We start from the raw sequence: 24,704 nt of genomic DNA, 5'->3' as shown, positions 1-24,704 counted from the left end.
ATATGGCTATATTACAATCACCTTTAAAAGAGAAATTCGAAAGTCTAGTTAATCAGAGTAATGATGAATTTGATAGAGGTAATCATAATGAGTCTATTACATTATTAGAAGAGGCTTGGAGTGTATTACCTACTCCGAAAGGTATTTATAATGAAAGTTATGATTTAGTGAATGATATTATTGATACTTGTTTTATTGTAAAGGATTTTAAGACAGCAAAAAAATGGTCAGATAAAATGTTTTTAACCGGATTTATGCGTATTGATACAGGTGAAAAAGAATTTATTTCAGGAAAAGTTGCGTATGAATTGGGTGATTTAGAAATAGCAAAAGAGTTTTTCAGCTTTGCTAACAAAAAATCGGAAGGAAGATGTTTTGAAGATGAGGATGTTAAGTATCTTAAATTCTTCAAAAGTTAAGAGTGTAGGCTAGGTGGTAGATAGCTAAGCATTTTATGTATGACGAAGATGAAGAATAAATAATAGCAGAATAATTGAAATATAGGCGTAAACCTCGGTTCACGTCTTTTTTGCGTTTTTTCAGTTTCTCCGCTACAAAGTCGACTTAGGATCGGATTTAATAGTGTGAGAGACGGGAGTAGTAGCTGGCCATCTTTCTACCGGCGCTTCTTCCAAGATATACGAATGAGAAGTTTTGAAGCTTTTTTGAAATTAACGTTACGAAGCAATTCAGGAGTCGGATTTATACATAGGAAAAAGAGTTTAATAAAAATCGGAGGTAGTTACTATTGAAAAATTAATTTCGTCATAACGAAGATGGCACAACGTCGATTTTTATGACTTATTTGGTTTATAATTATGGTCTTCAAATTGTATTTTCTCGTTCTCCATAAATACTACGTAGTTGCGGATTACATCAGTCGTAATGGTATCTATATTTCTACTAAGACTTTTGTAATCGAGGAAATACGTAAAGTATCGAAAGTTTTCTTTAGACTGATGCAAAGTACGTGTAGCTCGTCCTTCAGCTAACTTGGCATGATAAAATCTCTCGAACAAGTCGTCGATCGTTTGTGTAGCAAATGTTCGTAACTCTTTCTTTACACGTTTCCCTTTACGTTTTGAAACAGTTCCTTCATTAATAGCTGTCATAAAAAAAACGCCTTCTATTTCGTTTTTGAAAACGAGACGAGAGACCTATAACGACCCGTTGTAGCTGACCGCCACCCTGGTTAAGTCAACGGAAAATAAAAAAAACGTATCAAACGTTAATCTGACACGGTTTACGATCATTTTATGATCCCGGAGAGGCTCGAACTCACGACCTCCACCCTGTCAAGGTGGCGCTCTCCCTGCTGAGCTACGGGATCCCAACTATAAATATTACGACCAGCAATGTGTTTTCATTCGTGTAATCGGAGGATTTGTATAATTTGTTGAATATTGTAACGTTTGACGTATTCCTATAATAGCAACAAAATTTAATAGTGTAAAGATGTAATTTTCTGAATATTATTATTCCAATTTGTATATAAAAAATAAGCCCCGAAGAGCTTATTTCAATAATAATAATATCACCGCAATTATCAATGATATTATCAAAAATACAAGCATAAATAATAGAGCTCGTTCATGAGCTATCGTCCTGTAACTGTCATTCCTGCTGTGTAAATTGTATCTACAGAACCGTCAGCACTTACAACTTCAACTTTATAGCGATATGTTCCATTGTCTGAAATGTTTTCGCCATATCCTGTGAAAGTAGAAATTTCATCGTTACTTCCAGCTGGAACCCATTGATTTTGCCAATGGAAGAAAGTATCATATTCTCCCCAGTTATCGCCATATTTTTTCTCGATGCTGACATTGTAATGAATATCTTCAGCTCGTTTATTTGTAATTCTTGCAATTACGTTTTGACCAAAGCTATATTCTGTAGCGTGTACTTGAACTGTAACACCGTTCACCGTTTCACCAGGACCACAAATGTAATGACAACCATCCCATTCGTCAGCATGTGCTTTTGGTGTTTCAATGTTCATAACCGTTAAACCGCCTAAAGCTAATGCGCCAGTTAATAATACTTTACTAAATGCCTTCACTTGAAATTCCCCCTAAGTATATTCTCAATTCGTTCGATAGGCGTCACATTAAATAGTTTAATAAGATTAATCTAATCGAACACTTTTTTCCTCGAGTGCATTCGCTATGAATCTTTCATCTTGTAGTAATCTAACCTCTACATAAAATTTCATAGTTTTGATTTCATATATGTATCATGATTTACATAGAACAAATCTGTTAATATGTTTTGGTTATTTGCTTATCCCACTACTCTTTATTACCTTTTATTGGTAAAATGTTGGTTTTATTATATACCATTATTATCTATTTACAAGAGAAAACAATACTGTATGCAAAAATGCATAATAAAAAACACTACTTGTATTCTGAATTACAGAATACAAGTAGTGTTGGGTTTCAATTAATATTTAATTGGAACCTAATGCTAATTTTTTATGTTTAACAGTATACATATATCACTGTTTTTTTAGTCATAATTGATAAAATTTGTTCAGGGGACGCTCTTCCTGTTGAGCTATGGGATCTTTAAAAGGGAAAGTATAAGCGATTATGAGAGTAATGTATGAAGGGATAATGATGAGAAGCGAATTTAGTAGAAAGTAGTCTTTGGATGTAGAGGTTATATTATTTCCGATACCAATCCAAAGGACCTTCATCACTCAAATCAACAAGAAAAGGGAACAAGAAGTGTAAAGGTAAGCTTATAAGTTCTGGCATAGCGTTCACTGTTTTCTTTGATAGATATTGCCTCCCAAAACAATACGGACAATCTTTTTCAAATGTCACGAGTATTGACCATACATCTTTTACTTTCCACTTCGTTTTACAATACGTACAACGCGCCATTGAGTTCCTCCTCAGTTTAAGGTGTTTTCTAATATATTCTACTTTATTGTACGAAAGTCATTTGAATTTGATGTGGTAAAATGCAAAACAAGCCTAACCTCGTTCTACATTCAGGGAGGGGTTAAGCTTGTTTTAATTCCGTTCAATGTCTCTTTGTATCAGGCTGTTTATACATTGCCTAGATAGCTTCGTGTTAAATTCGGGAGAATAATTTTTCCATCTTTACTGTATTTTTCGAATAGCTCTGATAGGAGAAAAATAAAGTTTTTATACTGTTCGTCATTTTCTTTCGGAGCATAAGATGCTGATAAATTCCTTCCCAAAAACCCTTCATAATCAAAAAGTAAATCATTTTGATATTCTTTAAAATCATACTTTCCATCTTTAAAAAAGTTGTTAAATACTTCTGGAGTTTCATCTATTCCACCGCTAAAGCCTTTAAAGTTTGGACAGGTTTTCTGGCAAATTTCTGCATTCTCTTTAATAAGTGGACTAGTTAAATCTCTACTATTCCAAACAAGTGCAACATTTGCTTTTTGTTTTAAAATTCGTTGGCATTCGATTTTGAAAGCCTCTTTATCAAACCAATGAAATGCTTGGGCAACAGTTACTAAATCTACACTATTTTCTTTTAAAGTGGTATTTTCAGCAGTTGCTTTTATGGATTGAAAACGAGAATATAGTTTTAATGATTGCTCAGCCATCTTTCTCATATCATCATTTGGCTCAACTCCAATAACATGTAAACCACTTTCAAGCAGCTGGTGGCTAAATATCCCCGTACCTGAACCAATATCAGCCACAATCCGATTCCCTTTCAGTTGGTTAGCTGAAAGCAAGTAATCAATATATTCATTAGGATAACTAGGGCGATATTTTGCATATATATCGGCCCTGTCAGTAAAATTTTCTGTTGTTTTCACAGTACTACCTTCTTTCTTACGATATGATGTACAGAAATAGAAATTAAATATGAATTCAGGCATCAGTCTTTAAGTCTACAACTTAAGAATCCAGCTAAATAGAGGGCCTCAGTTTCTTTATTCAAATATCCTTTATCCGTTTAGTATACTATTTTAGATAATATCTTCCAAAAGACTAGAATGGCTTACTCAATTATGTTTTAAAGTGTATATTTTTATGGATTTATTTAATAATTTATGAGCGATTGTATGTCGTATTACGTTTACGTAGGTAAGAGATTTTTATTTTTGCTATTTAAATTGGCCAATATATCCTTTTTACAATTTACTGAAAATCATGTATAACAGAGATACATGATTATTTTATCTCGCTATTTGCGGGCAGTAAGATCCCTTACCTCGAAATTCAGCAAAAGTAAAGAAGTTAGGTTCGGGTCGGAATGCCCGTAAAAGTCCGATTCGTGAGGGTTGATGAAAGTTTCACTTTATAAATATTCAGAAGTAGAGGGAGAAAAGTTGTAATGGTAAGAAAAACGTTCAAGATGCGCGTGTCTAAAAATAGAACGATTTCGATTAATGGATCGATTCTTGATGTGGATGTTACACATGATGAATTTTTACAAGAGTTTGTTGAGTGGGTTGATTCTAAAGGTTGGTCGTTTATGGGAATAACAGATGAGATTACGCCCGAGGAAGCTAGTCAAAAGTTAATAGATTCGTTGATTGATGAGAAGGATAAGAAAGAGTAATTCCTTCTTATTTTTATTGTATTTTTATTGTATATTTATGTTCTTTATCGTAAAAGTATGATATAGTAAAAAATAGTGAAATTTCTTCCAATATAATACAAATTACATATGATTGGTAGATTTATTATTTTGTTAAGGAGTAAATGGAAAAGGGAGAGTCATATGGTAAATTTTAAGAAAATTTTGGTTTTTATTACAGTTATTTGTTCGTTTTTTTTGACGCCCATAACATTGCGTGCTGAGACGAATATTGGAGTAAATCCAGAACAAGTTGCACCACCACCTGCGGAAGGACCGAATGTTTTTAGTCAGTTTGCAACGACAATTGATGCGAAAACAGGAGATGTTTTGTATGATAAAAACGCATATCACCGAGCATATCCTGCTAGTACGACGAAGGTGTTAACAGCGATTTTACTCATGGAGCATACAAAGCCAGAGGATCAATTTACATTTTCACAATTAGCATTAGATCAAGAGAAGAGTAATTATCAAATTGAGTTTCAACCTGGAGAGACAATTAATAGAAATACTGCGCTTATGATTTTAATGGTGCTGAGTGCGAATGATGTGTCGTATGCGATTGCGGAGCGGATTGGCGGGAGTGTTGAGAATTTCGCTAATATGATGAATGAGAAAGCGAAGCAATTAGGAGCGAAAGATAGCCACTTTGTAACACCGAATGGATTGCATGATCCGAACCATTATACGACGCCGTATGATATGGCTATGATTACGAAGGGTGTGCAAAAGTATCCTGAAATTTTACAAGCGATGAATACGAAAAGAACGACAGTTACGACGTCTAGGCAGACGGTGTCTATTTTTAATAAATCTAATTTTTTTGAAAATCCATATAGCATTGGCGGTAAGACAGGGTTTACGAATGAAGCACGTAATACACTTGTTTTATTAAATGAGAAAGATGGAAATCGTATTATAAGCGTAGTAATGGCTTCTCAAAGACCTGAAATTTATGAAGATTTGAAGCAGATGGCGGAATATTCTTTCGGTCAATTTACGAAGCAAATGGTGCTTGATAAACATAATTGGCATCAAAAAACAACATATTTAAATAAAGATGTTAATTCTGAGTTGGAACAAAGTGCGGAGCTTATGCTTAAGAAAGATGAAGGGAAAAATGTGAAAACTATTTTCCGGGCGGCTTCATTAGATAAAGAATCTTTATATCATAAAGGAATACATCGTGGTGAGGTAGTTGGTGCAGTTGATATTACGAAAAATAATCAAACAATTGCGACGGTAAATGTTCTTTCAACAGAAGATGTCACTTTTACGATGCCTAAAAAAGATACAACTATGCCTGAAGTAAAAGACTCAAATGTGAAAGTAATAAGTGTTGGGATAGGTGCGGTTATATTATTTGGAGCAATTTTATATGTAGTGTTGCGCCGAAATACAAAAGGAATGAAATCAGAAGGTAAATAAATTACTAATAAAAAGACTGTGTAAAATTTTGGCACAGTCTTTTTTCTATATTTTAAATAACTAATAATTGTAAATTTTCTTATTGCAATAACTTAAAGTTCGTTATATCATTTACTTGTGTTCTTGTTAAAGAACACAAGTGGATATTGCATACTTCAAATAATATAAAACAACGGAGAGGGAGAGAGACGATGAAATTAATATGGAAGATAATTAGCAACGCGATCTCATTTGTTTTATTTGCATTGATGGTTTTTTTAGCTTTTGTAGTTATTTCTTCAAAAGCAAGCGGTGGTGATCCGACAGTGATGGGATATCAATTTAAGAGCGTTCTTTCAGGATCAATGGAGCCGACGTTTTTAACAGGATCAATCATTGCAATAGAACCAAACAAAGATGGTTCTAAATATCAAAAAGGTGATGTTATTACCTTTAAAGAGAAAGATCAAAAAATTATCACTCACCGTATTATCGGTGTGAAAGATACAAATGGAAAAGTAATGTATGAAACAAAAGGGGATAACAACAACGGACCAGATTTAGAGCCAGTACTTGCAGAAAATGTAGTTGGAAAGTATGCAGATATTACAGTTCCATATGTTGGTTATTTACTGAATTATGCGAATTCGAAAGCAGGAGCAGCATTACTTCTTATTATTCCAGGAGTCTTTTTGCTTGGTTATTCCGCTATTTCTATTTTTGGTGCTATTCGTAGCATTGACGGAGAAAAGAAAGATAAAAAAGTAGAACAATCCGTCTAGTTCGTTTGGTTATACTTTCCGTTTAGGAAGTTAACAAATATATATTAAGGGGATATGGACATGACTTTAAAGAAAAAATTAGGAATGGGTATTACATCAGCAGTATTAGGAGCAGCTTTAGTTGGTGGAGGAACATTTGCATTTTTCAGTGATAAAGAAGTGTCAAACAATACATTTGCGGCTGGAACACTGGATTTAGCATTAAATCCATCAACAGTTGTTAACGTATCGAATTTAAAACCTGGGGATACAATTGAAAAAGAATTTAAACTAGAAAATAAAGGCTCTTTAGATATTAAAAAGGTTCTACTGAAAACAGATTATAATGTAGAAGATGTAAAGAAAGATAATAAAGATGATTTTGGTAAACATATTAAAGTAACATTCTTAAAAAATGTAGATAAGCATGAGACAATTGTGAAACAAACTACTTTAGATAAATTAAAAGGTGACACACTTACAGCTGTAGATAATGATTTATCGGCTTGGTTCTGGGATGAAAAAGGTATTTCAGCAGGTAAATCTGATAAATTCAAAGTGAAATTTGAGTTCGTTGATAATGGAAAAGATCAAAATCAATTCCAAGGCGATAAGTTACAATTAAATTGGACGTTTGATGCACAACAAACAGCAGGTGAAGAAAGATAATAATAAAAAGGGCTATCACATGGATAGCTCTTTTTCTATTTTTCTAGTATTTGTCTATCAATTTTAATAGTTCTTTACTATAATATAGATAGTGTTCTGTATAAAGAACGTAATGTTCGATGGGAGAGATTAAGATGCTGAAAAGACCGCGTAATTTTAAAAAGATGCTTATATTGCCGTGTATGTGTTCTATTACGTTTTATTTAGGATCTCAAATTATGACGCATACAGAAGCGGCGTTCATTCATGAAACGAAAGTAGAAGCGACGCTTTCTACAGCAATTATATTTCCGAAAACAGTTAATACGTTAAAAGAGCAATCTGAGAAACATAAACAGTTTATTGAGCGTGAGTATGGAACGATGAAGGGGAAATTGAAAGCAACTTCTATTGAAGAAATAAAACAGGTGATTTCTGTATGGCAACAAGGGCGTGAGAAAATTGTTGCTGAGAAGGAAGCTCTGCAAAATGTATATACTGAAATAGAAGCTCCTTACAATCAAATACAAGAAGAATTAAAGGTAAATAAAGATGAGTCGATGCAGCAAGTGTCCATATATGTAAATGAAGGATTTCGCAGTATCAAAGAGAAGCGTGACTATATTGAGAAAGAAATTAGCTTGAAAGCTATTGATGAGCAAATTCAGGCTCTTCAGCAACAATTAAACGTTGCAATTGAAGCGGAAGGACAAAAGAAAGTAGAAGAACAAAAGAAAGCAGAGGAACAGAAGAAAGTAGAAGAACAAAAGAAAGCCGAAGAACAAAAGAAAGTAGAAGAACAGAAGAAAGCCGAAGAACAAAAGAAAGCCGAAGAACAGAAGGAAGTAGAAAAACAGAAGAAAGTAGAAGAACAGAAAAAAGTAGAAGAGCAAAAGAAAGTGGAAGAACAGAAAAAGCTAGAAGAGCAGAAGAAAGCGGAGTAACTGCTTTAGTGAAACAGCCAGAAAACAAGAATGTGGTGTAAGAGAGAGTGAACGAATAAGCAAGACTAGTAATATTTATACGAGTGTGAGGGAACGTTAGCCCTCACCTCTTTGTTTTTCTTTTTTCTTATAGTATTAAGTGATTTGAGTGTGAAAAAAGTTATAAATTATCATTATTTTTTCCGAAAAGTCTAAAAAATATTGAGAAATAAAAATAACTGAAAATATTAATAAATATGTGTTGTGTTTATATAGAGTTGTTCGTTATAATGAACATAAGGTTTTTAAAAAAGAACGCATATTAGCTAAGCTAGTATAGTTTTCTTTACATCTCTTATTGAAAAATAAGTGATAAAAATATAAAAAAAAGCTAGGGGGAATTGATTGTGAGTCTGAAAAAGAAATTAGGTATGGGAGTTGCATCAGCAGCATTGGGGTTAGCTTTAATTGGTGGAGGAACATTTGCATTCTTTAGCGATAAAGAAGTATCAAACAATACATTTGCAGCTGGGACGTTAGACCTTACATTAAACCCTAAGACGCTTGTAGATATTAAAGATTTAAAACCAGGGGATTCTGTTAAGAAAGAGTTCTTATTACAAAACAGCGGTTCGTTAACTATTAAAGACGTTAAATTAGCAACAAAGTATACTGTTAAAGATGCAAAAGGTGATAATGCTGGTGAAGACTTTGGTAAGCACGTTAAAGTAAAATTCCTTTGGAACTGGGATAAACAAAGTGAGCCTGTATATGAAACAACTTTAGCAGACTTACAAAAAGTTGATCCAGATCTTTTAGCTAAAGATATCTTTGCTCCTGAGTGGGGAGAAAAGGGTGGATTAGCAGCTGGTACAGAGGATTATCTATGGGTACAATTTGAATTCGTAGATGATGGAAAAGACCAAAATATCTTCCAAGGTGATACATTGAATTTAGAATGGACATTCAATGCCAACCAAGAAGCTGGGGAAGAAAAATAATAAAAAAGCGGGTATTCCCGCTTTTTTTTATAAAGAAAAAGAAGTGCTGGTTGTAAGCACTTCTTTCTATTATTATTTTTGATTTTGCTTCCACTTTGTAAATTCAAGAAATTCACGAAATTGTTCTTTGGAGACACCAGAGTTCATTGCATCTTTAACGAGTTGTGTCCATTCGGAGTCTAGGTTAGTTTCCTTTGTTGTTTCATCATGAAGTAAAGTATCAACTGGAATTTGTAGAACTGCTGCGATCTTTTCAAGAAACTGAATGGAAGGGTTTTTTTGTAAATTTCGTTCTATAGAACTAATGTAAGATTTAGCAACGCCAGCTTTTTCGGCAAGTTCAGTTAATGAAATCCCTTTTTGTAAACGAAGGCGTTTTATACGTTCTCCAATCATATTTGCGCACCTTTCTATCAATATGTAGTTGTCTTATGATGTCATTATTATAACATAAACTTCGTTAAAAAGAACAAACCTATTGAGCCTGACTGGATGGCTTCATACGTTGGAAAAATTGCTCGATGTCTTGCATGGCGATACCAGCATCTAGAGCTTCAAGTATTAAATCAATCCATTCTTGATCCAGTGCGTCTGTCTTATCTTTGTACAAATGTAATTCCTCCCTAATTATCGGTCATAATTGCTGCTACATAATACATGATAATGCAATCGGATTTTGTGTTTTATATAGTGAATTATCAAATATTTTGTAGATGAAACAAAGATAAAATCCCCATTAAACTCCCTCTATGGAAATTATAAATTGTTCGATAAAAACTTTCAATATTTTCAGAAAACATTGTTGAATTGTGATATATTCGTATGCTAACTATGAAATTTTTACAAGTATATTAAAAATATTACATAATATGACTAAATATTGAAAAAATATTGAATTTTTAATAAAATTCAATTTGTAATACATATTATTTATTAGGGGAGGAAATATGGGATGAACAAGAAACCGTTCAAAGTTTTGTCATCAATCGCTTTAACAGCTGTATTAGGCCTTTCATTCGGAGCTGGCACTCAATCTGCATATGCTGAAACGCCTGCGAATAAAACAGCTACGAGCCCAGTTGATGATCACTTAATTCCGGAAGAACGTTTAGCAGATGCGCTAAAAAAACGTGGGGTAATTGATTCGTCAGCTTCAGAGAAAGAAACAAAGAAAGCTGTCGAAAAGTATGTAGAGAACAAAAAGGGTGAAAATCCTGGGAAAGAAGTACCAAATGGGGATCAACTTACAAAAGAAGCATCTGACTTTTTAAAGAAAGTGAAAGATGCGAAAGCAGACACGAAAGAAAAATTAGATAACCCTGCAACAGGAACACCTGCAGCGACAGGACCAGTTAAAGGCGGATTAAATGGTAAAGTACCAACATCTCCAGCAAAGCAAAAAGCGTATAACGGTGATGTGCGTAAAGATAAAGTACTCGTTTTACTTGTAGAGTACGCTGACTTTAAACATAACAATATCGATAAAGAGCCTGGTTATATGTATTCGGAAGACTTTAACAAAGAACACTATGAAAAAATGCTATTCGGTGACGAGCCGTTTACATTAGATGATGGAAGTAAAATTGAAACGTTTAAACAATATTACGAAGAGCAATCTGGTGGTAGTTACACTGTAGATGGAACAGTTACAAAATGGTTAACAGTTCCTGGTAAAGCTGCTGATTACGGTGCAGATGCTGCTAGCGGCGGTCATGATAATAAAGGACCAAAGGGACCACGTGATTTAGTAAAAGATGCATTAAAAGCAGCTGTAGATAGCGGTCTTGATCTATCAGAGTTTGATCAATTTGATCAATATGATGTAAATGGCGATGGAAATAAAAATCAACCAGACGGTTTAATTGATCACTTAATGATTATTCATGCAGGTGTTGGACAAGAAGCAGGTGGTGGTAAATTAGGTGATGATGCAATTTGGTCACATCGCTGGACAGTTGGACCAAAACCATTCGCAATTGAAGGTACACAAGCGAAAGTTCCATATTGGGGTGGAAAGATGGCAGCGTTCGACTACACAATTGAACCAGAAGATGGAGCAGTTGGTGTATTCGCGCATGAATATGGTCATGATTTAGGTTTACCAGATGAGTATGATACACAATATAGCGGTGCTGGTGAGCCAATTCAAGCTTGGTCTATCATGAGTGGCGGAAGCTGGGCTGGTAAAATTGCAGGTACAACACCAACGAGCTTATCACCACAAAATAAAGAGTTTTTCCAAAAAACAATCGGTGGTAACTGGGCAAATATCGTAGAAGTAGATTACGAGAAATTAAATAAAGGTATCGGCCTAGCAACATATTTAGACCAAAGTGTTACGAAATCTAACCGTCCAGGTATGATTCGTGTTAACTTACCAGACAAAGATATAAAAACAATTGAGCCGGCATTCGGAAAACAGTATTACTACAGCACAAAAGGTGATGATCTTCATACGAAGATGGAAACACCACTGTTCGATTTAACAAATGCAACGACTGCAAAATTTGACTTCAAATCATTATATGAAATTGAAGCAGAGTATGATTTCCTTGAAGTACACGCTGTAACGGAAGATGGTCAACAAACGTTAATTGAAAGACTTGGTGAGAAAGCAAATAGTGGAAATGCAGATTCGACAAATGGAAAATGGATTGACAAATCATATGATTTAAGCCAGTTCAAAGGTAAGAAAGTAAAATTAACATTTGATTACATTACTGATGGTGGTTTAGCATTAAATGGTTTCTTACTTGATAATGCTTCATTAACAGTAGATGATAAAGTAGTATTCTCTGATGACGCAGAAGGTACGGCACAATTCAAATTAGATGGTTTTGCTGTTTCTAACGGAACAGAGAAGAAAAGCCATAACTACTATGTTGAGTGGAGAAACTATGCTGGTTCAGATAACGCGTTAAAATTTGCACGTGGTCCAGTATATAACGCTGGTATGGTCGTATGGTATGCAGATTCAGCTTACACAGATAACTGGGTAGGTGTACATCCAGGACACGGTTTCCTAGGTGTAGTTGATTCTCATCCAGAAGCAATTGTAGGAACTTTAAATGGTAAACCGACAGTGGAAAGTAGTACGCGATTCCAAATCGCAGATGCGGCGTTCTCATTCGATAAAACGCCAGCTTGGAAAGTTGTATCTCCAACGCGTGGAACGTATACGTATGATGGTTTAGCAGGTGTACCGAAGTTTGATGATTCTAAAACGTATATTAATCAACAGATTCCAGATGCAGGACGTATTTTACCGAAGCTTGGTCTGAAGTTTGAAGTAGTAGGACAAGCTGATGATAATTCTGCAGGTGCTGTTCGTTTATATCGTTAATACTGTAAAACTACCGAGAGATTTTCTTTCGGTAGTTTTTTTGTGAGCAATGAATTTTATATAGCTGAAAAAGTCATATATAATGTAACTTTAAGAATAGAAATTTGTTATATATGAAGTCTATATAAATAATGAAAGAATTGGATAAAAATAGTGGGAGAAGGTGAGTGAATGAGTATTTCCTCTATTGTAAGTAGGCAAAAGGAATATTTTTTAAAAGGGCATACGAGAAGCATCGAAATGCGAAAGAATAATTTGAAGAAGCTTTATGAAGGCATTCAGCATTTTGAAGAAGAAATATTTCAGGCATTGAAATTAGATTTAAATAAGTCAGTTCACGAGTCGTTTACAACGGAAGTTGGATATGTATTAAAAGAAATTTCCTTTCAATTGAAACATATGTCATCGTGGAGTAAACCGAAACGAGTTCGAACAGCACTTACTCATTTTGGATCAAAAGGAAAAGTAGTGCCAGAACCGTATGGTGTGACACTTATTATTGCACCGTGGAACTATCCTTTTCAATTAGCAATTGCACCACTTGTAGGAGCACTGGCAGCTGGAAATACAATCGTTTTAAAGCCGTCAGAGTTAACACCAAGCGTTTCAAAAGTGCTTAAGAGAATGTTAGATGAATTATTCCCAGAAGAGCTTGTAGCGGTAGTAGAAGGTGGCGTTGAAGAGAGTACATCTTTGCTGAGGGAACCATTTGATTATATTTTCTTTACTGGTAGTGTTGGCGTTGGAAAAGTTGTAATGGAAGCAGCAGCGAAACAGTTGACGCCGCTCACTTTAGAACTTGGCGGGAAAAGTCCTTGTATTGTACATCAAGATGCAAAGATAGAGATGACAGCAAGAAGAATTGTTTGGGGTAAGTTTTTAAATGCAGGGCAGACGTGTGTAGCGCCTGATTATATGTATGTGCATTCTTCCGTGAAAGAAAAGCTAATTGAGGCACTGCGACATGAAATTATAGAGCAGTATAGTAAAGAACCTTTGCAAAATGAAAATTATGTGCGTATTGTAAGTGAGCGTCATTTTGAAAGATTATGTGGATTTTTACAAGATGGTCAAGTCGTAATTGGTGGAAACTATAAGAAAGATACATTACATATTGAACCGACAGTACTAGCGGATATTACATGGAAAGATACTGTTATGGAAGATGAAATTTTTGGTCCGATTTTACCAATCATAGAGTACGACAACATAGAAGATGTAATTGGCACAATCCAGCAACATCCGAAGCCGTTAGCGTTATATGTATTTTCTGAAGATAAAGAAATACAAAAGAAAGTGACGAGTAATATTTCATATGGTGGAGGCTGTATTAATGATGTTGTCTATCATCTTGCCACGCCATATTTACCTTTTGGGGGTGTTGGAAGTAGTGGATTAGGGGGTTATCATGGGAAAGAAAGTTTTCGGACTTTTTCACATTATAAAAGCATTTTAGCCCAATCTACAGCATTCGACATGAAAATTCGTTACTCTTCTACAAAAAGTGCTTTAAAATTCATACGAAAGTTGTTAAAATGATGATGGTGTTTATCAGTAGGCGTAGCCGTATGATAATAGCCCCTTCGCAATGGAAGGGGTTTTTCTGTTCGACGTTATGTATCATGCGAAAATGAATCAAACATACTACATAAAGAATAGAAACGAACGCTTGTTAAATAACCATTTTTGTTTGGATCGAAACAAAAAATAGTCTATAGAACATAAATATTTATTCATGAATATAAAAATTTAAAATTTAAGGTAGATAGGACGGGAAAATGAAAAAGATTATTAAAGTTGAAGCAGTTGAAAAACATTTTGGAAATCAAGTGATTATCCCACCTCTTTCTTTAGATATTAAAGAGGGAGAGTTTTTAACAATTTTAGGGCCGAGTGGCTGCGGGAAAACGACTTTACTTCGTATGATCGCAGGATTTGAAACTCCAACTAAAGGGAATCTTTTATTAGATGATGAAAGAATTAACGATTTGCCGCCATATAAACGTCATATGAACCTAGTGTTCCAACATTACGCACTATTCCCACATATGACAGTAGAGAAGAATATTTGTTTTGGTATGAAAATGCAGAAAGTATCAGCAGCAGAGCAGAAAGAGCGTGCTGAAGAGGCAATGCGTTTAACGCAGTTACTTGAGTTCCGTAATCGTAAACCTGCGAAGCTTTCTGGTGGACAACAGCAGCGTGTTGCAATTGCAAGAGCGATTGTAAATAATCCGCGTGTATTACTATTAGATGAGCCACTTGGAGCGCTTGACTTTAAGTTACGAAAAGACTTGCAACGTGAATTGAAAAACTTACAACGTAATTTAGGAATTACGTTCATATACGTAACGCACGATCAAGAAGAAGCAATGAGCATGAGCGATCGTATTGTCGTTATGAATAAAGGACATATCGAACAAATCGGAACGCCGAAAGAAATTTATAATAAGCCGAAAACATTGTTCGTTGCGACATTCATCGGTGAAAATAATATTGTGAAGAACGGGGAAGGCTATGTAGCAATTCGCCCTGAAAATGTAAAAGTACGTTCGGTTGAAGAACCAATTTTAAAAGAATACCATCTTGGACATATTGAAGATATTGAGTTTGTCGGAAATATGGAGAAGCTTTATGTACGTGATGAGAAAACATCAGAATTACTAATGGCATATCAAACTGCTGAAGAGGCAGCGCAGTGGAGCATTGGAGATAATGTATATGTAGGCTGGGAGCAAGAGGACGAGGTGACCTTAAATTGAAAAAAGGGAAATTACTCGCACTACCTACAGTCGCGTGGCTGTTAATTTTCTTCCTAATCCCGCTCGTATTCGTATTAGGATTCGCCTTCATGCAGCGCGGAGCTTACGGGACAGTAGAAATGCAATTTACGCTGGAGAATATATCCCGTGTATTTGATCCATTGTACTTAGGAACGTTATGGGAAACTGTTAAAATCGCAGTTATTACGACAGTAATATGTTTATTAATTGGTTATCCGTTTGCTTATACAATTACAATTGTTGACCGCAAATACCGCTCTATTCTTTTATTATTGGCAACGATCCCGTTTTGGATTAACTTTCTTGTTCGTTCATACGCATGGATTGTTATTTTACGTTCACAAGGTCTTGTGAATACGTTGTTATTAAAGCTTGGCATTATTAGTGAACCGTTAAATTTATTATATAATACTCCTTCTGTAATACTCGGAATGGTCTATTCTTTATTACCATTTATGATTTTACCAGTGTATGCAGCAATTGAGCAGCTGGATAAGCGTAAGCTAGAAGCGGCTTATGATTTAGGAGCAACACCAATAAAGGCATTTTGGAATATAACAGTGCCGATGACGATGTCAGGAATTGCGACTGGTTCTATTTTAGTATTCGTTTCTTCTATCGGAATGTTTGTTGTATCAGACGTGATGGGCGGATCGAAAGTAGCATTAATCGGAAACGTTATTCAAAATCAATTCTTAGGTGCACGTGACTGGCCGTTTGGATCTGCGTTATCGATTATCGTTGTTCTATTCTCTGTTCTGTTAATTTACTTATATTATCGTGCAACGAAAGTATATAAATATAATGAGAACGGAGGGGAATAGGCAAAGATGAAGAAGTTTTTAGTTTCTTATTCTTGGTTAATTTTGTTATTCTTGTATTTTCCAATGATGGTTTTAATGGTCTATTCTTTCAACGACTCTCGCATTAATGCGGAGTGGGAAGGTTTTACATTCCATTGGTATACAGATTTATTTCAAAAACAAGATGTTATTGATGCATTTGTAAATAGTATTACGATTGCAGTTATAACAACGATTGTGACAACGGTACTTGGTGTATTCTTTGCAATTGCTTTACATCGTTATAAATATCGTTTCGAAGGGGCTATTAATGGCCTTGTATATTTACCAATTTTAATTCCTGATATTTTAATGGGATTATCTTTACTAATTCTTTTCAGTCAGTTAGGAATGGAACTTGGACAAACAACGATTATTATTGCACATATTACATTTAGCATTTCGTTTGTTGTTGTTATTTTAGCTGCGCGTCTTTCAAGTATGGGACGTGACTTAGAAGAAGCTGCAAATGATTTAGGAGCAACACCTTGGCAAACGTTTCGTTATGTAACGTTCCCAGCAATTGCACCGGGAGTTATTTCAGCAGCATTATTAACATTCACATTATCAATTGATGATTTTGTAATTAGTTTCTTCGTATCAGGACCAGGATCAACAACATTGCCACTATACATTTACAGTATGGTTAAGCGCGGAGTATCACCAGAAATTAATGCTCTTTCTACAATTTTAATTGTGGCTATCGTAGGATTAATGGTTCTATCTGAAATCTTCCGGAACAAAGGTGCAGATGGTGAAGAAAACTCTGGAGGACACCTTCCTTTATAATACGAACGATATAGAAAGTACAAGGGGGTAATAAACAGATGAAATTAATGAAAAGAATAGCTGGCGTAGCAATTAGCTTTAGCCTTGTTGCTGGTGTGCTTGCTGGTTGTGGTGAAAAGAAAGAAGAATTAAATATTTATAGCTGGGCTGACAATTTTGATGAGCAGGTGCTAAAAGATTTTGAAAAGAAATATAATGTGAAAATTAACTATGACAAGTACGCAAGTAATGAAGAAATGCTTGCGAAATTACAAGCTGGTGGCGCAAAGTATGACTTAATCCAGCCGTCTGATTACATGGTTAAAACAATGGCGAAAATGGACTTATTAGCACCGTTAGATAAAAAGAATATCCCGAATATCGAAAACATGGTTTCTAATTTTAAAACACCTGCGTTTGATCCAGAGAATAAATATTCTTTAGTGTACACTTGGGGTGTAACAGGGATTGCATACAATAAAAAGTATGTGAAAGAAGCACCTACAAGCTGGGCTGACTTATGGAATGAGAAATATAAAGGACATGTAACGTTACTAAACGATTCTCGTGAAGTATTAGGAATGGGTCTTAAGAAGCACGGGTTCTCAAACAGTACGAAAGACGATGCACAATTAAAGACAGCAGCAGATGATTTAAAGAAGCTGCTTCCAAACTTGTTAGCGTTTGATACAGATAACATTAAACAAAAATTCATTACAGAAGATGCTTGGATCGGAACAGTTTGGTCTGGAGATGCAGCATTTATCGCAAAAGATAATAAAGATGTAGAATATGTTGTACCAAAAGAAGGCGGCACAATTTGGGCTGATACGTTAGCAATTCCAAAAGGTGCAAAACATAAAGCGCTTGCTGAGAAATTTATGAACTACTTACTAGATGAAAAAGTAAGTGTGAAAAACTACGAATCAATTGGTTACAGTAATCCAAATGAAAAAGCTCATCCTCTTCATAGTAAAGAATACCGTGATAATCACATGATTTTCTTAACGAAAGAAGAGTTAGATCGTACAGAATGGCTTGTTGATGTGGACGATAAGTTAAAAGACTATGATCGTTACTGGACAGAGCTAAAAACAAAAGGTAAATAAGTAAGGAAATGCGGTTTCTAAAGTAGAAATCGCATTTTTTCATAGTAGGAGGAAATCGTTTGAAGAAGAAGTTACATCAGTATGAGCTAATGTGTATCGGTTTGTTATTTGCTGTATTTGGTATTGTTGCTTGGCGCGTACATGCAGGTGGCGTTACAGTGATGGATACATATGTCCGTGGATTAGTAAGAGGGCTGCAAACGGAAAGTTCTCTTACATTTTTCTCGTACTTTACAAAATTGGGATCAGCAATTGGGATAGTCGCTACGCTCGTTATAAGTTTGCTTGTTTTTTGGAAGAAGCGTTATTATGCTGCGATGATTGTATATCCAATGGGAATTTTAATAACACATCTTGTGAATAAAGGGATAAAAGAGATTGTAAAGAGAGAACGTCCGTCATTAAATGAAGCGCTAGATGCACTTGGATATAGTTTTCCTAGTGGACATGCAATGTTATCGATTATGACATTTGGATTTCTTACTTATATCATTGCTGCTAATTTGAAAAGCGTAGCTGGCAAATGTGCCACAACGATTTTGATGGGTATAGTAATTGTATCGATTGGATTAAGTAGAGTCATTTTAAATGTACATTACCCAACTGATATTTTAGCTGGTTACTGCGTAGGTGGTATTTTGTTAATTATGGCGATTTACTACCATCGTTTACTTACTGAGAGATTAGGGCTTAATAAAGAGAGATAGAAAGAAAGACGTCTGGAAAAACTATCATTATAGTTTTCCAGACGTTTTTTGTTTATATCAAGATGTGATACAGTATAAGTGACAATTGAATCATGTAAAGTAGGTGAAAATGTGTGAAGACAAATGTACATAAAGTTGATAAGTGGGGGAAGTTAGGAGCCTTTTTGTATCAGTTCCGTTATACAGTAATTGTAGCGTTACTGTTGCTCGCAATCGCACTTGGGATTTTTGCTCCAAAGCTACCGGGAGTATTAGGTGGTGATGGTTTCCAAACGGAAGGCGACTATCAAAAAACGAAAGAAATTTTAGATAAAGATTTTAAGAAGTCTCAAGATACGCTTCTGCTCGTTTTTGAGAAAAATAAAGATGCTTCGCATGAGGAATTTAAAAAGCGAATAGATGAAATTGTAAAGAATGTTCAAGAGAAAGAGAACTATGAATCTTTCCATCACCCAATCCAAAATAAAGAAATGCTACAAGATGACATCGGTTATGCGACAATTTTATTTTCCGGGAAAACAAATAAAGAAAGAATGGAAAAGACATTACAATTTGCTGATGAGATTGAGAAAGAAAGTAATGTAGCATTAAAAGTAACACCTACAGGATTTCCGAAAATTAATCAAGAGATTAATGAAAGAACGCAAAATGATTTAAAAGTAGCAGAAATGATTGGATTACCAATTGCGTTTTTTGTATTACTATTTTCGTTTGGTAGTCTTTTGGCATCAATTTTACCGATTTTGAATGGGGCGCTTAGTGTTATTAGTACGATGGGGATATTGTATTTCATCGGTGTTGATAAAGAACTATCTATTTTCGTGTTAAACGTTGCACCGATGATTGGACTTGCATTATCTATTGATTTTGCGCTATTATTTGTGAACCGTTTTCGAGAGGAAGTTGCTAAACGAACGGTAAAAGAAGCGATAGCAATTACATATCAAACGGCAGGACGTGCGATTGTATTTTCAGGATTATGCGTATTTGTTGGGTTATCCGGTTTGTTTTTCTTTAAGATAGATTATATTCAATCTGTCGCGATTAGCGGAATGATTGTTGTCATTATGAGTATTTTATTCTCACTCACACTTCTTCCAGCACTATTATCGTTAATCGGTAAAAGAATATTAAAAAAGAATCAAGTAGCACATACGCCGGCAAAAGCATGGCGTAAATTTGCAAAATTTGTGATGAAACATCCAATTGCAATGATTATTGTTGTTACAACATTTATTGTTATTTGCTTATTACCGTTACGTACAGCTAATTTGCAGTTCCCTGGTGTTGAAGCTTTACCTGAAAAGAGTGATACAAGGATTGCATATGAAAAGTATGAAGAAGCATTTAATGAAACTGTCAAAACACACGCTGATGTTACGTTAGTTGTAGAGACGAAAAAAGATATGAAAGAAAAAGAAAGTCTACAAAAGATAGAAGAAGTCGTTCAAAAGTTAAAAGGTGATAAGAAAGTACATGAAGTAAGAAGTTTATACGACGGGTTAACTGGAATGAAAGCAGATCAAGTTGTTGGAATGTTGCAGTCGCCAGAATCAGCGAAACTAACTCCTGTATTTGAAGCATACACGCAAGGGAATAAGACGACGATAGAAATATTTTTGAAAACAAAACCACGTACAGAGACTGCAAAACAGTGGGTACGTGACTTTAAAAAGAACTATAAAGAAACGGATGTTACGTATTATCTAGGTGGAATGACGACGTTTCAACAAGAATTAGAAGATGAAATTAAAGATAAAGTTGTAATTGGTATGTCTGTTATATTTGGATCGACTTTTGTTATATTATTATTTGCATTCCGATCTATACTCATTCCAATTAAGGCAATTGTTATGAATATACTTAGTTTAAGTGCAACTATTGGAATTGTTGTTTGGTTATTTGAAGGTGGTCATTTCGGTTTAGAAGCGAGTCCGGTTCTGTTTGTCTTACCAATCTTCATTTTTGGCCTCGTATTTGGGCTTAGTATGGATTATGAAGTATTTCTTATTTCACGTATTCATGAGCTCTATGAAGAAACAGGAGATAACGATCAAGCAACGTTAGAAGGGCTCGTTTCAACAAGTAGAATTATTACATCAGCTGCTTTAATAATGATTGTTGTAACTGGTGCATTCGCATTTACTGATATTTTACCAGTAAAGCAGATGGGTCTTGGCGTTGCATTAGCAATATTTCTTGATGCAACAATTATTCGTCTTATGCTCGTACCAAGCTTAATGAAGTTATTTGGAGACTGGAACTGGTGGTTACCATTTCGAAAAAAACGAGAAAAATCATCGTAAAAAATGCTCATCAATATGATGAGCATTTTTTATGAATAGCAAAGCCTACATTTTGCAAATAGTATGTGATAAGAACATTACATAATAAGTAGGTGAAGGCAATGTTTCGTTATTTTAAGTTTAAGTTAAATGATACAGTACAGTTTGCCGAGAACGATGGGCATATGTATCGCATTGTCGGTTATCGGTTAGAAAAAGGATTTTATCCAAAAGATGAATGGACTCATATCATTTATGAACTACTTAGAGAATTTGACGGGTATACGATGGATGCAGAAGAGGAAGAACTTGTAAAGGTCGTTCAAGTAGAGGATGAGTATTACAAAATACAAGAAGTATCAGGTTATCGCTATCCAGTAAAAATGAAACAAAAACAACAAGTGATGAAAATAGAAAAGATGGACGATTTATTAGATGCTTACAATGATTATAAAAGGTTGGCGGATTTCTTTAAGGATTTATCGTATGAACAAAAAGCTGAAGAAGTATTGTTAGAAATGAAAAGACTTAGAGCTTGAGGGGCAGTCTATTATAAGACTGTCCTCTATTTTTGACGGTGCATCAAAGTGTGTTTTCCGTTACAATGAGAGAATCAATAGAAATAAGGTGATAAACAGTATGGAAACAAAGAAAAAGGGTGAATGGTGTGAAATTACCGTTCCAGCTAAATGGAATGGTATAAGTATTGAATCGGTATTAAAAGTAGAATGGGAAATACCGAAAAAGCTATTACATCAGCTTCGTATGGAAAAAGGTGTTACGGTTAACGGGGAACAAAGAAGATGGAATGAGCTTTTAAAAGAGAACGATAAGTTACAAGTCCATATGTTTTCGGAGGAAGAGTACGGTGTAGATCCAGAATATGGTGAATTACATGTAGTATACGAAGATGATCACGTACTTATCGTAAATAAACCAGAGCAAATGGACACACACCCTGCTGAAAAAGGTGGAACCGGGACGCTTGCAAATCTTGTTGCTTTTCATTTTCAAATGCAAGGTTTAGAGACGAAGGTGCGTCATATTCATCGTTTAGATAAAGATACGACAGGTGGTGTCGTGTTTGCTAAGCATAGAATTGCTGGTGCAATTATGGATCGTCTATTAATGGAAAGAAAAATTAAAAGGACGTACGCAGCGCTCGTTGAAGGGAAAGTAAAGAAGAAACAAGGAAAGATTGATGCTGCTATTGGAAGGGATCGCCATCATGCTACAAGGCGTCGTATTTCTCCAAAAGGTGACCAAGCTATCACATATTATAAAGTAGAAAAGTATTTTAAGAAGCAAAACACGACTTTCGTAACATTACAATTAGAAACGGGTAGAACACATCAAATTCGTGTTCATATGAGTCATAATGGTAATCCACTAGTTGGGGATGTATTATATGGTGGACAAACAAAATATATGTCCAGTCAAGCATTGCATGCAATGAAGATAAATTTCTTGCATCCAATTACGAAAGAAGCGATTGAAGTTGATGTGCCGTTTCCTACAAAGTTAAATAATAAAATAAAAGAATTTCAAAAAGAAAATGCGTAAAGTATAAGTTTTAACTTGAAAAAAGTAGATTTTTGCAGGGATTTCTCTAAAAGAAGCGAAGCCGTTAAGAGAAAAGAGAGGTGAGAATCACTTGATTAAATATAAGTATGTACTGGGAATATTTTTCGCTTGTCTTTTACTTACTCTATTTCTCTATCCCTATTTACCAAATCGTATGGCAGTACATTGGAATGTAAATGGTCAGCCAAACGAGTTTATGAGTAAACAAGTCGTTGTAGCATTTATTCCCTGTTTTATTATTTTTTCATATGGATTTTTGTATATTATTTCACATAATATATTTAAGTTTAATGAAAGAGAGCATGGTATTATAGGCGGATTTATAAAGAAAATTACGTTATTTATGTTGTTTATTCATACGCTTATTCTCTTTATTAATTTTGGGGATTTGATATCCTTTCAAACAGGATTAACGATTGGGATTAGTATGTTTCTTTTTATGCTGAGTAAAGAATTTAAGAAAATAAAAGGCAAAGAAAAAGAAAAAGATCCAATTAAATTACAAAAAATTTGTTTAGTGAGTAGACGGATTTTTCAAGTGATGGCATGTGGCATATTGTTTTCATTGTTTTTGAACTTAGAGTGGGGATTTTATGTATTGCTTAGTGTAATAAGCTGTGGATCTATGTTGTTTATGTTATATATTTTCTATTCATACATAATAGAAAGCTATGAAACTTAAAAAAGAGTCTTCTCATTATGAGAAGACTCTTTTAATCTATTTACTTCGTAATAAATTGTTGTGTCCAGTAGTTGCCGCTTTCTACATAACCAACACCGATGTGAGTGAAGCCGTTATTTAAGATGTTTGCACGGTGTCCAGCGCTGTTCATCCAAGCTTGTACTACTTCTTCAGGTGTACGTTGACCTTGAGCGATGTTTTCACCTGCAGATGTATAAGAAATACCAAATTTCTTCATCATGTCAAACGGAGACCCGTATGTAGGGCTGTTATGATCAAAGTAGTTGTTTTTTTGCATATCTTCAGACTTAATACGTGCTACTTTGCTTAATTCAGTATCGATTTTTAGTGCTGGTAAGCCTTGTTTTGCACGCTCAGCGTTTGTTAATTCAACAACACGTTGTTCAAACTCGCTTAAAGATTTTGCTTCTTCAGCAGGCTTTTGCTCAGCTGGTTTTTGTTCAGCAGGTTTTTGAGTATTGTTGTTTTCAGCAGGCTTTTGAGTTTCTGGTTTTTGAACTTCTTCAGCAGGCTTTTGCTCGGCAGGTTTTTGCTCAACTGGCTTTTGAGTTTCTGGCTTAGCTGTTGGTTGCTCAGTTACAACATTTTCAGTAGGTTGTTGACCAGGAATGAAGCAGTTTGGTTGGAAGTTTCCTTGTTGCCATTGTGCTAATGATTCAACTCCCATAGATTGTAAGAATGCTTGTAATTCTTGTTGGCTCATTTGTTTCATCATTACTTTTGAATGCTGAATATTTTGAACCTTTACGTTAGATGGTTGTACTGTTGCAGCTTGTGCATCTAGAGAAGATACTCCTAAAGTAAGAGCTGTTGCAGCAGCTACAGATAATAAAACACGCTTTTTCATGATGTGTGTCCCCCTATATAAAGTTTTAATTTGTTTTCACACGATTTGTTTTTGACAGCCTGTCTGACTGACAAATTCATCGTAGCATACAATTTGCGAGAAAAAAGATGGAAAAAAATTCATAGACTTTAAAATTACCTAATTTATCCTAAGAGAAGAAGGGAGCAAAAATAAGAGAAATATAGAGTATAAAAGGAATTTATAGTGTTTTTATACTTGGTTTTAAGAGGGGGTTTTTGGATAAAGTTACCTAAATAGAAAATGAAGAATCCTATTGTATCAATGGTTTGAACGTTTTTTTGAGGAATATAATGGATTGATTTTTACAAAACTGTAATGTTTCTGTTGTTCTTTTTTATAATAAAGTAACATATTTTTAATGTTGTAGCAGACAAAAAAGCGGCTATCT

At 34.7% G+C, this 24,704-nt stretch carries 25 protein-coding genes and 1 tRNA gene; 18 read left to right on the top strand and 8 right to left on the bottom strand.

All coding sequences use genetic code 11. The features are described from left to right. Positions 1-2 precede the first annotated feature (2 nt). A complete protein-coding gene (locus ACS2QP_RS10610) occupies positions 3-419 on the top strand; it encodes a hypothetical protein (RefSeq protein WP_017672820.1) in 417 nt (138 codons plus the stop codon). A 375-nt stretch (positions 420-794) separates the two neighbouring features. On the opposite strand, the gene ACS2QP_RS10605 is transcribed toward ACS2QP_RS10610, so the two are convergent. The 5 genes from ACS2QP_RS10605 to ACS2QP_RS10585 all read right to left on the bottom strand — a co-directional run bounded on the left by ACS2QP_RS10605 (position 795) and on the right by ACS2QP_RS10585 (position 3,814). Continuing rightward, entirely contained in the window at positions 795-1,112 is a 318-nt protein-coding gene (locus ACS2QP_RS10605) for a hypothetical protein (RefSeq protein WP_017672821.1), read from the bottom strand. Positions 1,113-1,257: 145 nt separating this feature from the next. Continuing rightward, positions 1,258-1,330 (bottom strand) — tRNA-Val (locus ACS2QP_RS10600). Positions 1,331-1,597: 267 nt separating this feature from the next. After that, on the bottom strand, positions 1,598-2,062 hold the full coding sequence (locus ACS2QP_RS10595) for a hypothetical protein (RefSeq protein ID WP_017672840.1): 465 nt from the start codon (positions 2,060-2,062) through the stop codon (positions 1,598-1,600). A gap of 607 nt (positions 2,063-2,669) precedes the next feature. Next, complete coding sequence (locus tag ACS2QP_RS10590) at positions 2,670-2,891, bottom strand: hypothetical protein (protein WP_000090221.1); 222 nt, start codon at positions 2,889-2,891, stop codon at positions 2,670-2,672. 167 nt (positions 2,892-3,058) lie between these two features. Further along, positions 3,059-3,814: a class I SAM-dependent methyltransferase gene (locus ACS2QP_RS10585; protein ID WP_000858661.1), complete on the bottom strand. Its 756-nt coding sequence runs from the start codon at positions 3,812-3,814 to the stop codon at positions 3,059-3,061. Between the two features lie 521 nt (positions 3,815-4,335). Between ACS2QP_RS10585 and ACS2QP_RS10580 the strand changes: the two genes are divergently transcribed. From ACS2QP_RS10580 to calY, 6 genes are all read left to right on the top strand, one after another. After that, the gene (locus ACS2QP_RS10580) at positions 4,336-4,563 is read left to right on the top strand and encodes a hypothetical protein (RefSeq protein WP_000251856.1); all 228 of its coding nucleotides are present in this window, start codon (positions 4,336-4,338) and stop codon (positions 4,561-4,563) included. A gap of 162 nt (positions 4,564-4,725) precedes the next feature. Further along, positions 4,726-6,012, top strand: a complete 1,287-nt coding sequence (locus tag ACS2QP_RS10575; RefSeq protein ID WP_438882406.1) for a D-alanyl-D-alanine carboxypeptidase family protein — start codon at positions 4,726-4,728, stop codon at positions 6,010-6,012. 191 nt (positions 6,013-6,203) lie between these two features. Beyond that, positions 6,204-6,773: a signal peptidase I SipW gene (gene sipW / locus ACS2QP_RS10570; RefSeq protein ID WP_000767792.1), complete on the top strand. Its 570-nt coding sequence runs from the start codon at positions 6,204-6,206 to the stop codon at positions 6,771-6,773. Positions 6,774-6,833: 60 nt separating this feature from the next. Next, on the top strand, positions 6,834-7,421 hold the full coding sequence (locus ACS2QP_RS10565) for a CalY family protein (RefSeq protein WP_000172852.1): 588 nt from the start codon (positions 6,834-6,836) through the stop codon (positions 7,419-7,421). A 134-nt stretch (positions 7,422-7,555) separates the two neighbouring features. Next, complete coding sequence (locus ACS2QP_RS10560; RefSeq protein ID WP_438882405.1) at positions 7,556-8,344, top strand: DUF4047 domain-containing protein; 789 nt, start codon at positions 7,556-7,558, stop codon at positions 8,342-8,344. Between the two features lie 386 nt (positions 8,345-8,730). Next, positions 8,731-9,324 carry a biofilm matrix protein CalY gene (gene calY, locus ACS2QP_RS10555; RefSeq protein ID WP_000053713.1) on the top strand — a complete coding sequence of 198 codons (594 nt, stop codon included), beginning with the start codon at positions 8,731-8,733 and terminating at the stop codon, positions 9,322-9,324. A 72-nt stretch (positions 9,325-9,396) separates the two neighbouring features. On the opposite strand, the gene ACS2QP_RS10550 is transcribed toward calY, so the two are convergent. Both ACS2QP_RS10550 and ACS2QP_RS10545 read right to left on the bottom strand, forming a co-directional pair. Then, entirely contained in the window at positions 9,397-9,720 is a 324-nt protein-coding gene (locus ACS2QP_RS10550; protein ID WP_000578885.1) for a helix-turn-helix domain-containing protein, read from the bottom strand. A 79-nt stretch (positions 9,721-9,799) separates the two neighbouring features. Further along, complete coding sequence (locus ACS2QP_RS10545) at positions 9,800-9,934, bottom strand: anti-repressor SinI family protein (protein ID WP_000276219.1); 135 nt, start codon at positions 9,932-9,934, stop codon at positions 9,800-9,802. Positions 9,935-10,276: 342 nt separating this feature from the next. Here ACS2QP_RS10545 and inhA1 point away from each other — a divergent pair, with 342 nt between their 5' ends. The 11 genes from inhA1 to ACS2QP_RS10490 all read left to right on the top strand — a co-directional run bounded on the left by inhA1 (position 10,277) and on the right by ACS2QP_RS10490 (position 23,427). Continuing rightward, a complete protein-coding gene (gene inhA1, locus ACS2QP_RS10540) occupies positions 10,277-12,667 on the top strand; it encodes a M6 family metalloprotease immune inhibitor InhA1 (RefSeq protein WP_017672843.1) in 2,391 nt (796 codons plus the stop codon). Positions 12,668-12,838: 171 nt separating this feature from the next. Continuing rightward, positions 12,839-14,206: an aldehyde dehydrogenase gene (locus tag ACS2QP_RS10535; protein WP_078420617.1), complete on the top strand. Its 1,368-nt coding sequence runs from the start codon at positions 12,839-12,841 to the stop codon at positions 14,204-14,206. Between the two features lie 239 nt (positions 14,207-14,445). Next, positions 14,446-15,429 carry a spermidine/putrescine ABC transporter ATP-binding protein PotA gene (potA, locus tag ACS2QP_RS10530; RefSeq protein WP_000720333.1) on the top strand — a complete coding sequence of 328 codons (984 nt, stop codon included), beginning with the start codon at positions 14,446-14,448 and terminating at the stop codon, positions 15,427-15,429. Further along, positions 15,426-16,274 carry a spermidine/putrescine ABC transporter permease PotB gene (gene potB, locus ACS2QP_RS10525; RefSeq protein ID WP_000715500.1) on the top strand — a complete coding sequence of 283 codons (849 nt, stop codon included), beginning with the start codon at positions 15,426-15,428 and terminating at the stop codon, positions 16,272-16,274. The genes potA and potB overlap by 4 nt, the downstream gene beginning before the upstream one ends. A gap of 6 nt (positions 16,275-16,280) precedes the next feature. Then, positions 16,281-17,081 carry a spermidine/putrescine ABC transporter permease PotC gene (gene potC / locus ACS2QP_RS10520; RefSeq protein ID WP_000714192.1) on the top strand — a complete coding sequence of 267 codons (801 nt, stop codon included), beginning with the start codon at positions 16,281-16,283 and terminating at the stop codon, positions 17,079-17,081. A gap of 38 nt (positions 17,082-17,119) precedes the next feature. Further along, entirely contained in the window at positions 17,120-18,169 is a 1,050-nt protein-coding gene (potD, locus tag ACS2QP_RS10515; protein ID WP_061456930.1) for a spermidine/putrescine ABC transporter substrate-binding protein PotD, read from the top strand. Between the two features lie 59 nt (positions 18,170-18,228). Beyond that, positions 18,229-18,876 (top strand): phosphatase PAP2 family protein, encoded by a 648-nt coding sequence (locus tag ACS2QP_RS10510; protein ID WP_000727782.1) that lies wholly within the window; start codon positions 18,229-18,231, stop codon positions 18,874-18,876. Between the two features lie 113 nt (positions 18,877-18,989). Next, positions 18,990-21,182: an MMPL family transporter gene (locus tag ACS2QP_RS10505; protein ID WP_438882404.1), complete on the top strand. Its 2,193-nt coding sequence runs from the start codon at positions 18,990-18,992 to the stop codon at positions 21,180-21,182. A 101-nt stretch (positions 21,183-21,283) separates the two neighbouring features. Beyond that, on the top strand, positions 21,284-21,700 hold the full coding sequence (locus ACS2QP_RS10500) for a hypothetical protein (RefSeq protein WP_000490301.1): 417 nt from the start codon (positions 21,284-21,286) through the stop codon (positions 21,698-21,700). Positions 21,701-21,800: 100 nt separating this feature from the next. Next, positions 21,801-22,724 (top strand): RluA family pseudouridine synthase, encoded by a 924-nt coding sequence (locus ACS2QP_RS10495; RefSeq protein WP_061456932.1) that lies wholly within the window; start codon positions 21,801-21,803, stop codon positions 22,722-22,724. A 91-nt stretch (positions 22,725-22,815) separates the two neighbouring features. Then, the gene (locus ACS2QP_RS10490; RefSeq protein ID WP_006917704.1) at positions 22,816-23,427 is read left to right on the top strand and encodes a DUF1648 domain-containing protein; all 612 of its coding nucleotides are present in this window, start codon (positions 22,816-22,818) and stop codon (positions 23,425-23,427) included. 40 nt (positions 23,428-23,467) lie between these two features. Here the strand turns inward: ACS2QP_RS10490 and ACS2QP_RS10485 are convergent, their stop codons facing one another. Beyond that, on the bottom strand, positions 23,468-24,295 hold the full coding sequence (locus ACS2QP_RS10485; protein ID WP_000747598.1) for a CAP domain-containing protein: 828 nt from the start codon (positions 24,293-24,295) through the stop codon (positions 23,468-23,470). Positions 24,296-24,704 lie beyond the last annotated feature (409 nt).

This window comes from Bacillus cereus group sp. Bce019, from assembly GCF_051781745.1.
Classification (GTDB): Bacteria; Bacillota; Bacilli; order Bacillales; family Bacillaceae_G; genus Bacillus_A; species Bacillus_A cereus.
Note: the sequence above shows the minus strand (reverse complement) of the source record. Positions and strands in the feature narration are given on the sequence as shown.